Annotated in this window: 9 protein-coding genes and 1 pseudogene; 4 read left to right on the forward strand and 6 right to left on the reverse strand. The window is 67.3% G+C overall.

The features are described 5' to 3' along the window. Positions 1-63 precede the first annotated feature (63 nt). The gene (locus IP69_RS19485; protein WP_054144492.1) at positions 64-1,071 is read right to left on the reverse strand and encodes an LLM class flavin-dependent oxidoreductase; all 1,008 of its coding nucleotides are present in this window, start codon (positions 1,069-1,071) and stop codon (positions 64-66) included. Between the two features lie 91 nt (positions 1,072-1,162). Further along, positions 1,163-1,942, reverse strand: coding sequence for a GDSL-type esterase/lipase family protein (locus tag IP69_RS22190; RefSeq protein WP_210165951.1), 780 nt, complete (start codon positions 1,940-1,942; stop codon positions 1,163-1,165). Between the two features lie 441 nt (positions 1,943-2,383). On the opposite strand from IP69_RS22190, the gene IP69_RS19495 reads away from it, so the two are divergent. The 3 genes from IP69_RS19495 to IP69_RS19505 all read left to right on the forward strand — a co-directional run bounded on the left by IP69_RS19495 (position 2,384) and on the right by IP69_RS19505 (position 4,796). Continuing rightward, entirely contained in the window at positions 2,384-3,151 is a 768-nt protein-coding gene (locus tag IP69_RS19495) for a response regulator (RefSeq protein ID WP_054144494.1), read from the forward strand. Next, positions 3,148-4,491 (forward strand): ATP-binding protein, encoded by a 1,344-nt coding sequence (locus IP69_RS19500; RefSeq protein ID WP_054144495.1) that lies wholly within the window; start codon positions 3,148-3,150, stop codon positions 4,489-4,491. Before IP69_RS19495 ends, IP69_RS19500 begins: the two co-directional genes overlap by 4 nt. Positions 4,492-4,571: 80 nt before the next feature. Then, entirely contained in the window at positions 4,572-4,796 is a 225-nt protein-coding gene (locus IP69_RS19505) for a hypothetical protein (protein WP_054144496.1), read from the forward strand. 13 nt (positions 4,797-4,809) lie between these two features. Here IP69_RS19505 and serA read toward each other — a convergent pair whose 3' ends face one another. From serA to IP69_RS19520, 3 genes and pseudogenes are all read right to left on the reverse strand, one after another. Beyond that, a complete protein-coding gene (gene serA / locus IP69_RS19510) occupies positions 4,810-6,066 on the reverse strand; it encodes a phosphoglycerate dehydrogenase (RefSeq protein ID WP_054144497.1) in 1,257 nt (418 codons plus the stop codon). Between the two features lie 90 nt (positions 6,067-6,156). Then, positions 6,157-6,603 (reverse strand): NfeD family protein, encoded by a 447-nt coding sequence (locus tag IP69_RS19515; RefSeq protein WP_054144498.1) that lies wholly within the window; start codon positions 6,601-6,603, stop codon positions 6,157-6,159. A gap of 12 nt (positions 6,604-6,615) precedes the next feature. Next, positions 6,616-7,404: pseudogene (locus IP69_RS19520) on the reverse strand (SPFH domain-containing protein); the annotation flags it as partial. Positions 7,405-7,458: 54 nt separating this feature from the next. Between IP69_RS19520 and IP69_RS19525 the strand changes: the two are divergent. Continuing rightward, positions 7,459-9,060 carry a recombinase family protein gene (locus tag IP69_RS19525; RefSeq protein ID WP_082359479.1) on the forward strand — a complete coding sequence of 534 codons (1,602 nt, stop codon included), beginning with the start codon at positions 7,459-7,461 and terminating at the stop codon, positions 9,058-9,060. A 13-nt stretch (positions 9,061-9,073) separates the two neighbouring features. Here the strand turns inward: IP69_RS19525 and IP69_RS19530 are convergent, their stop codons facing one another. Beyond that, positions 9,074-9,322 carry a hypothetical protein gene (locus IP69_RS19530; RefSeq protein WP_156323557.1) on the reverse strand — a complete coding sequence of 83 codons (249 nt, stop codon included), beginning with the start codon at positions 9,320-9,322 and terminating at the stop codon, positions 9,074-9,076. Between the last annotated feature and the right edge of the window lie 331 nt (positions 9,323-9,653).

A 9,653-nucleotide genomic window follows, 5' to 3' on the forward strand; every position in this document is an offset into this window, starting at 1 on the left:
GAAATCGTCGCATTTGCGCAAAAACCGGCCAACGTCATGCGGCAACGGAAGTTCCCGGGCGGATCAGGCCGCCTTGGCTTCGATCCCGAGCTCGGGGGCGATGCTGGCCAGAATCTCGAAGGAGCGCTTCCGCGCGGCGTGGTCGAAGATCGGCGCCGTCACCAGGATCTCATCGACACGTGTCGCTGCGATGAAGGCGCCCAGGCTGCGCTTCAACGTTTCGGGCGAGCCGATGAAGGCGTAACGCAGCATGCCCGAGACATGGGCCTTTTCGGCGGGCGACCAATAGGTCTCGATGTCATCGAGCGGCGGCTGCAGCTTGCCGCGCTGGCCGCGCACCATGCCGACGAAGCGCTGCTGCAGCGAGGTTGCGAGGTACCGCGCCTCGGCATCCGTCTCGGCGGCGATGACGTTGATGCCGGGCATCGCATAAGGTCGCGCGAGCTGCTCGGAGGGCTTGAAGCGCTCGCGATAGACGGCGAAAGCCTGCATCAGCGCATCGGGCGCGAAATGCGAGGCGAAGGCGTAAGGCAGGCCGAGTTCGGCGGCCAGTTGCGCGCCGAACAGGCTCGAGCCCAGGATCCACAGCGGGACGTTCTGACCGGCGCCCGGCACGGCCTGGATCGCCTGATTGGGCCCGGCCGGCGCGAGGAAGGCCTGCACCTCCAGCACATCCTGCGGGAACTGGTCGGACGCCATCGGGCTGCGCCGCATCGCCCGCATGGTCATCTGGTCGGTGCCGGGCGCGCGGCCGAGCCCGAGGTCGATGCGGCCCGGGAACAGGGCTTCGAGCGTGCCGAACTGCTCGGCGATGATCAGCGGGGCATGATTGGGCAGCATGATGCCGCCCGCTCCGACGCGGATTGTCTTGGTGGCGGCGGCGAGCTGGCCGATGACGACCGCGGTCGCGGCGCTGGCGATGCCGACCATGTTGTGGTGCTCGGCCACCCAATAGCGGGTATAGCCCAGCGCCTCGGCATGGCGGGCGAGATCGATCGAAGAGCGCAGCGCATCACCCGGCTCCTGTCCTTCACGGACGGGAACGAGGTCGAGAACAGAAATGGCAACCATGAGGGCCCCTGACTGGGCTCACTGTCGGAGCCGATGGGTTTCACCCTTTTAGATGGGGCCATGCAAGTCCCTGGTCCAGCCCCTCGGGGCGTCATGGCGTCCCTGCGTCGGCGTTCTGGCGTGGGCTCGCCTGTTCTTCCGCCAGGGCGCCGCAGATCTGCGGCGCGATGCTCGCATAGGCGCGCTCGTAATCGACCAGATGCAGCCCGTCGCGCAGGGCAATGCCAGTGCCGAAGCCTTCGGCGACCCGACAGGCGGCATGCCGCCGACATGAGGTCTCAGCGGCTGTCGCGATCTCCGCCGCCACCTCCGGCGAGAAGGCGTGGGCCTGCCGGGCGTCCATCGCGGGCAGGCTTGTCACGACGACCAGATCAGTTTGTCGCGAAACACGCCGCAGCAGCGCCCGGAAGGCATGGCGGAAGCGGGTCACGGCTTGCGGCGGCTCGAGGAAGCGCTTGCGGTTGGCGTCATTGGTGCCGACGGTCAGGATGATCGCGCGGGGCGGACGCGGCAGCGCCAACCTTGCCAGGGTGGCGTCGGCGTCAGCCGTCGTTGCGCCATGCAGTCCCGCATTGATCAGGGGCAGGCCGCACATCTCGCGGGCCTGCCAGCGCGCGACATGAGAATCGCCGATCGCGAGCAAGTAATCGCCTTCGACACTCTGCAAGTCTCCCGAAACCTGCTCCAGGCGTCGGTCATGGTAAGAAGACGATGCCGATAACCGCCCGATTTCCAGGCCCGCCAACGATCCGCCAATCAGGGCGAGCGGAATGACGAGGAACAACGCGACAAGCCGGCGCCGCGTTGCGGCCGCCATCGCCGCACCATCAGACGGATTGTGGAGACTTGGCGGAAACGACGCGTCGGTCATGGCCTGGCTCCCGATGGTGCTGACGCGCAGGCCCCGGCGGTGGGGGCATGGGGCAACGGCGCAGGCCGCGATTGCCCGATGACGGGATCGCGATAGCCGTATCGTGCGCAGGCGCCGCTGCTGCCGCGGAGCGAGAAACCGTCTCGCAGCACCAGGGCAGGCAACGCCCACAGCCACAGGGCAAGCGCGGCCATGAGCGCGAGCGCGGCCGTTAACCGTCTGAGGGGCAGGCGGGCAAATGGCCCGCGCAGGCGAGGTGGCGGATGCTTGATCATGGCGACGAAAGGGCAGGGGTTTGCTGCCCGTTCTGTGGCGGCGAGTTTTCCCGTTGACGTCTGGCGGGCTGCTTCTGGTTTCCTTGCGTTTCCAGCCCCGATACGGGAAACAAGGCGATACAAATCCGGCCACGACCTTGCCCTGTGTCGGGATTAGAGCCGCCCGATGAGCAGAACCCCGCATATCCTCATCGTCGAGGACGACCGCGAGATCGCGACCCTGGTGTCGCGCTTTTTGCGCAGCCATGATTTCCGGGTCAGGACCGTTCCGCATGGGCGGGAGATGGACATCGCGCTGCGCGACGGCCGCTTCGACCTGATCGTGCTCGACCTGATGCTGCCGGGCGAGGACGGGCTGAGCCTGTGCCGCCGCTTACGCAATGACGGCTCGATCCCGATCATCATGCTCACTGCCAAGGGGGAGGATATCGACCGCATCCTCGGCCTCGAAATGGGCGCCGACGATTATCTGGTCAAACCGTTCAACCCGCGCGAGTTGCTGGCCCGCATCCGCGCCGTGCTGCGGCGGGTCGGGGTGGCGCAGACCCTCGACAGCGCCGAGAGCACGATGCTGGCCTTCGCCGGCTGGCGGCTCGACAAGGCGGTGCGGCGGCTGTTCAACCCGCAGGGCGAGCGTGTCGCATTGACGGGTGCGGAGCTCGATCTGCTGCTGGCCTTCTGCGAACGTCCGCGCCGGGTGTTGTCGCGCGATCAGCTTCTCGACCTGACGCAAGGCCGCGCCGCCGCCCCGTTCGAGCGCTCGATCGATGTGCTCGTCAGCCGCTTGCGCCAGAAGATGGAGCCCAATCCGCGCGAGCCCGAATTGATCCAGACGATTCGCTCGGGGGGCTACATGTTCTCGCCCGAAATCCAGTCACTGCCGCAGGGGGGCTCGGCGCAGACCGAAGCGCAGCCCCAGGTCATGGACGGATGAAGCGGCTGCTGCTGCGTCTCCTCCCGGCGCGTGCGGCGGCGCAGATCACGGTCATCGTCATCGGCTCGTTGGTGCTGGCCAATCTGGTGACGATCGGCGCGCTGATCGTGCTGCTGCCATCGGAGCTCAAGCGCCTGCCGACCCTGCCTTATGTGACCGAGCTGGTCGCCGTGGCGCGGCAGGTGCAGGTCGCGCCGACGCCCGCAGCACGGCAGATCATCGTCGAGACGGCGCTTTCGGCCAATCCGCGGCTTTCGCACCTGTCGCCCGATGCACGCTCCACCGATCGCAGCCTGAAGAAGCCGGACCGGGAGATGGTGAGCGATCTGCAGCGAGCGTTCGAAGGCGTCGCGGAGGTCCTGGTCCTCGATTCCACCGAGGGGCTGGGCAGCCCACCCCCCGTCGGCCTGCGCTTTTCCGACGGATCGGGCCTCGCGATGGCGCCCGCCCCGATGACCCCGCCGCCGCGCGGGGCGGCCTTCATCGTCTATCTCGTCGTGATGCTGGGCTGCCTTGCGACGCTCGTCGGGCTGCTCTCGCTGTGGGCTGCGCGTGCCGTCGCGTCCCCGCTCTCGCGCCTGGCCGAGGCGGTCGATCGCTTCGATCCCGATCGCGACGACATCGGGGCGCCCGAACAGGGCCCCGTCGAGGTCAAGCGACTGGCTGGCGCCTTCGGCAGCATGGCGGCCCGGATCCGGCGGCTTGTCGATGATCGCACCCGCATGCTGGCTGCGGTCAGCCATGATCTGCGCACCCCGATCACGCGGCTGCGGCTGCGCGCCGAGGATATTCCAGACGACAGGCTGCGTCGTGCGATCCTGTCCGATCTGGCCTTGATGGAGCGGATGGTCGGTGGCGCCCTGTCCTATCTGCGCGAGGGGCGTGCTTCGGGCACCATGGCCGCCACGGATATCCCGGCGCTGCTCCAGACGATCTGCGACGATTTCGCCGATCTCGGCCATATCGTCGTGTTCGAGGGGCCGATGCGGGCCTCGGCCTGGTGCGATTCCGACCAGATGACGCGGGCTGTGACCAATCTTGTCGATAATGCGATCAAGTTCGGCGGCAAGGTGGTGGTCAGGCTGGACGACGGCGATCCGGTCGCCATCGCCATTCAGGTCGAGGATGACGGGCCGGGCATCGCGCCAGATGAACGCGACAAGGTGTTCGAGCCGTTCTACCGCGGGGATCAGGCCCGGACGCTGAAGGAGGGCGGCGGCTTCGGTCTCGGGCTGTCGATCGTGCGCGCAATCGCCGAAGCCCATCGCGGCGAGCTGACGCTCGCCGAGCGGCCCGGCGGCGGGTTGCTGGCCCGGATCGCCTGGCCGCGTCGTCGGTAGCGGAACGCGGCGCGGCCCGGCGCGTTGATCTGGCAAGGTCTGCAGCGCGCGGGCCGCAGCCATCAGACAGGGGGCCCGCGATGAGCCATTCCAAACCGACCGAAAGCGACACCACCGACGCCAATCCGGCCAAGGAGAGCCTGCTGCAGGAGCAGCAGGAACAGCGCGAGCTGATCGCCGAGCATGGCGAGGACGCTCTGCTGAACAAGGCTCTGGAAGATACCTTCCCGGCTAGCGACCCGATCGCGACTCAGACGCCGATCAAGCCCGGCGCCAGCGACAGCGAGGCCGAAAAGAGCGAGTGATGCGCCTTTCCGATCAGGCGCGGTGGTACAGCAAGCGCGCCCGGATCGTGCCGTCGAGCTCGCGGATCTCGCGCAGGATGTCGCGCGCATCCGCGCCTATGCTTTCGGCCTCCATCACGACATAGCCGATTTCGCCGTCGGTCTGATAATTCTGCGCCGCGATGTTGACGTGGCGGTTCGCGAAAACGTCGTTGAGGCGCCGCAGCATGCCCGGCACATTGCGCTGGACATGGATGAAGCGCGTGCCGACGGGGCGCGGCGTCAGCTGCACCTGCGGGAAGTTCACCGCGCCGACGGTCGAGCCGACATCTGAATAATCCAGCAGCTTCCTCGCGACCTCGGCGCCGATGCGCTCCTGCGCTTCCTCGGTCGAGCCGCCGACATGCGGGGTCAGGATGACGTTGGGCAGGCCCTGCAGCGGCGAGACGAAACGGTCGGCGTTCGAGGCCGGCTCGACGGGGAAAACATCGACGGCCGCACCCGCCAGATGGCCGCTCCTGAGAGCCGAGGCGAGCGCGTCGAGATCGACGACCGTGCCGCGTGAATTGTTGATCAGATAGCTGCCGGGGTTCATAGCGGCGAGCTGCTCGGCTCCGATCATCCCGGCCGTCTGCGGCGTCTCGGGCACATGCAGCGAGACGATGTCGGCCGTGCCCAGCAACTCGTTCAGGCTGTCGACCGGCTCGGTGTTGCCATGGCGCAGGCGGTCGGTCTGGTCGTAATAGATCACCCGCATGCCCATCGCCTCGGCCAGCGTCGAGAGCTGGCTGCCGATATTGCCGTAGCCGACGATGCCGAGCACCTTGCCGCGGACCTCGTAGGAGCCTTCGGCCGACTTGTCCCAGCCGCCGCCATGGGCGGAGACCGAGCGGTCGGTGATCTTGCGCAGCAGCATGACGATCTCGCCGATCGTCAGCTCGGCGACGCTGCGGGTGTTCGAGAAGGGCGCGTTGAAGACCGGCACGCCGCGGCTGCGCGCCGCCTCGAGATCGACCTGGTTGGTGCCGACCGAGAAGCAGCCGACGGCGAAGAGGCGGTCGGCTTGCGCGAAGACCTCGTCGGTGAGCTGCGTGCGCGAGCGGATGCCCAGCACATGCACGCCCTCGACGGCCTTGAGCAGCGCGTCGCGGTCGAGCGCCTTGGGCAGGCGCGTCATGTTGGTGTAGCCGGCGTTCAGCAGCAGGTCGGCGGCGGAATCGTTGATGCCTTCCAGCAGCAGGACCTTGATGCGGTCCTTGGACAGGGACAGGCGTTCGCTGTGTGTGGTCATGGGAACGATCGGTCTGACGGCGGAGCGTCCGCTATAGACCCCTGACGGCGTGACACAACCGGATTTTAGCGCCTGGAGGCGTCAGGAGGGTCACGCCTTCTCGACCACCAGGGTCGCGCCCTCGACCCGCACCACGCGGATCTCGCTGCCGGCCAGCAGTTCCGGGCCGGTAATCCGCCATGACGAATCGCCGATTCGGATACGCCCTTCGCCGCCGGTCATCGTCGCCTCGAGCCGGTAGACCTTGCCGACGAGCTGGCGGCCGCGATCGTTCAGGCCCGTGGCGGCGTCGGGCTCCTCGCCCTTGCGGCGCATCAACAGCCGTCCAACGAACACGCTGACCAGGCTGAGGCCGGCAAAGACGAGCGCGGCGATCTGCCAGCTCATGTCGGTCAGGCCGACGATGGCGCCGGTCAGGAGCGCGGCCAGGCCAAACCAGATCAGGAAGATGCCCGGCGCAAGGACTTCGCCGCCGATCAGGACGAGGCCGAGGATGACCCAGCCCCAGCCGCCGAGCCACAGGATCGAGGACATCATGGCGCTCATCCCTCAGACGCCGCTGCGGCCGGTCGGGGGCACGGAGCCGGTCCGCCTGGCCTCGACCGCATCGTCCCCGAAGACGGCCCGCGTCAGCTGCGCGATGCCGCCGACGGTGCCCGCCAGCGCGGCGGCCTCGATCGGCACGATCACCACCTTGCTGTTGGGCGCGCTGGCGATCGCCTTCAGCGCATCGGTGTAGCGCTCCGCGATCAGGAAGTTGGCGGCCTGGATGTCGCCCTTGCTGATCGCCTCCGAGACCAGGGCGGTCGCCTGCGCTTCGGCCTGGGCCGAACGTTCGCGCGCCTCGGCATCGCGGAAGGCGGCTTCCTTGCGGCCTTCTGCGGCGAGGATCTGCGCCTGTTTGAGGCCTTCCGCCCGTAGGATCTCGGCCTGGCGCATGCCGTCGGCCTCCAGGACGGCTGCGCGCTTCTCGCGCTCGGCCTTCATCTGGCGGTTCATCGCGCCGACGATGTCGGCGGGTGGGAGGATATCCCGGATCTCGATACGGGTGACCTTGACGCCCCAGGGCGAGGCGGCGGCGTCCATGACGCGCAGCAGCCGCTCGTTGATCTCGTCGCGATGCGAGAGCAACTGGTCGAGATCCATCGAGCCGACGACGGTGCGGATATTGGTCATGGTCAGGGTGATCAGCGCCTCGTCGAGCGAAGACACCTCGTAGCGGGCGCGGGCGGCGTCGAGCACCTGATAGAAGGCGGCGGCATCGATCCGGACGCCGGCATTGTCCTTGGTGATCGCCTCCTGCGAGGGAATGTCGAGCACCTGCTCCATGACACTAATATCAGATGCACTATTGTCCTCGCTCGTTAGCACTTCTTTTCCGCGAGCACGGCAATGTCGACTGCGATGGCAAGATCGAGAACGAAGGCGCAATCGGAAGCGGCAAAGCCGTGTGCGTACTCCTATGTGCGCTTCTCGACGCCTGAGCAGGCGCGCGGCGAAAGCTTCCGTCGGCAGATCGAAGCGGCGCGGACCTATGCCGTCAAGCACGGTTTGGTGCTCGATGAGAGCTTTCGCGACGAGGGCGTTTCCGCGTTCAAGGGCAAGCACCGCGACGAGCGCGCAGCGCTTGGCGCGTTTCTGAAGCGCGTCGAAAGCGGCGATGTCGTCAAGGGCTCTTATCTGTTGGTCGAGAGTCTGGACCGACTCTCGCGCGAGGAGGTCGTCGATGCGCTGGAGCTGTTCCTCGGCCTGACCCGCAACGGCATTATCATCGTCACGCTGACCGATCAGCGGGTCTATTCGCGGGCGAGTCTGCGGGCAGACCAGACCCAGCTGATCATCTCGATCGTGGTGATGTCGCGTGCGCATGAGGAGAGCGCGCTGAAGTCCAAGCGCGTTTCCGACGCCTGGGCGGCCAAGCGCAAGCGTGCAGCCGACGACAAGCAGGCGATGACAGCACGCTGCCCCGGTTGGCTCGAACTCGTCGGCGGGCCGAAGTCTGGCGAGTATCGCGAGATCCCCAAGCGCGTCGAGATCGTCCAGAAGATGTTTGCCGATACGATCGCCGGGCTCGGACGCCGCTCAATCCAGGCGAAGTTGAACGCCGACGAAATCCCGACCTGGGGCACGGGCAAGAAGAAGGGCCAGTACTGGCACGACAGCTACATCGCCAAGATCCTGTCGAACCCCGCGACCTTCGGACGTTACGTTCCGCGCGGCAAGCTCGCCGGCGGATCGGATGCGACGGCGGAAGCGCCGATCGACGACTATTTCCCGGCGATCATCGATGAAGAGACGTATTGGGCAGCCCAGGCCGCGTCCAAGGCGCGCGGCTTCGGCAAGGGCACGCCCGGCCGCCGCAAGAACCTGCTGTCGGGCCTCGTGCGCTGCGAAGCCTGCAACAGCAACCTGGTGTTCATCGACAAGATGGTTCGCGGCGGCGGTCACAAGCTTCGCTGTGGCCGCGCCCATGCCAGCGCCGGCTGCGATCATCGCACCATGTACGATTACAAGAAGGTCGAGTACGCGGTCGTGTTCGGCCTCGGCCAGCGCCGCAAGGCGCTGATTGACGCCGCAAACGATCGTCAGAGTCAGGCGCAGGCCGCGCTATCGGCCGCGCAGGCGCGGCGCGAGGGCATCGAGCGTCAGCTCGACAACCTGATCCAGCTCGTCCAGGCCTCGGGCGGCGGCAGCCGTCTCGGCAAGCAGGTCCAGGCGCTCGAGGCCGAGCTGGAGGCGGCCGAGACCGACGTCGCCCAGCTTGACCGCGCCTTCCGGCAGTCGCGGCCCGCCGACATCGACGAAGCCGCTGCCGGGCTCAGGGCTGTCTATGAGAGCCTAAACGCCGACCCCGACGATCTCGCCATCCGGGCGGCGTTCCAGCAGCGCCTCAAGCTGCTCGTCGACCATGTCGTGCTCGGGCCGACCGGATTCGTCGCGACCCATAGCGACGGCTCGACCTCGCGCACGAGTTTTGCTGGTCCGCGCCGCTGAGCGGTAGCCTGCTCTATTCGTCGAGCCGCCGGGTTGCGGAGTCGGTGCGATTCCTGAGCCCGGTCAGCGTCCCGATTCGGCGTCGCACTCTTGACCAATGCCGCAATGGGCGGTCGATCTCAACAAGCCGGCCATTCCGCTCATCGTCGGCAAGCTTGCGCGCGCTGCAATAGGCGGCAGCGCCGTGTCGGCTCATCAGCACATGCGCGTCATGCTCGACCAGCTCGCGCTGGCGTCGCCGCAGGCCACGATAGGCGGCCAACCAGTCCGATATCCGACCCAGCATCTGCGTCACTGTCCGTCGCGACCTCTCAACCATGATGCCGCGTTGCCCAAGACAGGTCGAGCGACGTTTCGATCAGGCGGCACAGGTGCGACTGGTCGCGTTGTGACCGCCACGACAGCCCGACCTCAGCATGATTCCATGGATCCGACTCCAGGGGAGTGGGGCTTCGCCCCTCTCCCCTCGCGAGCGCTCGGCGTAGGCGCCGGCAGCCCCGCGCGTCGCGCAGATCGGGAAGCCTGATCCCGTCGTCACCGTTCCTCCGACCCGATCCGCCCGCCGCGCAAGGCGGCCGGGCCCGCTCACGCTC

The sequence above is a fragment of the Allobosea sp. AAP35 genome (genome assembly GCF_001295925.1).
Classification (GTDB): Bacteria; Pseudomonadota; Alphaproteobacteria; order Rhizobiales; family Beijerinckiaceae; genus Allobosea.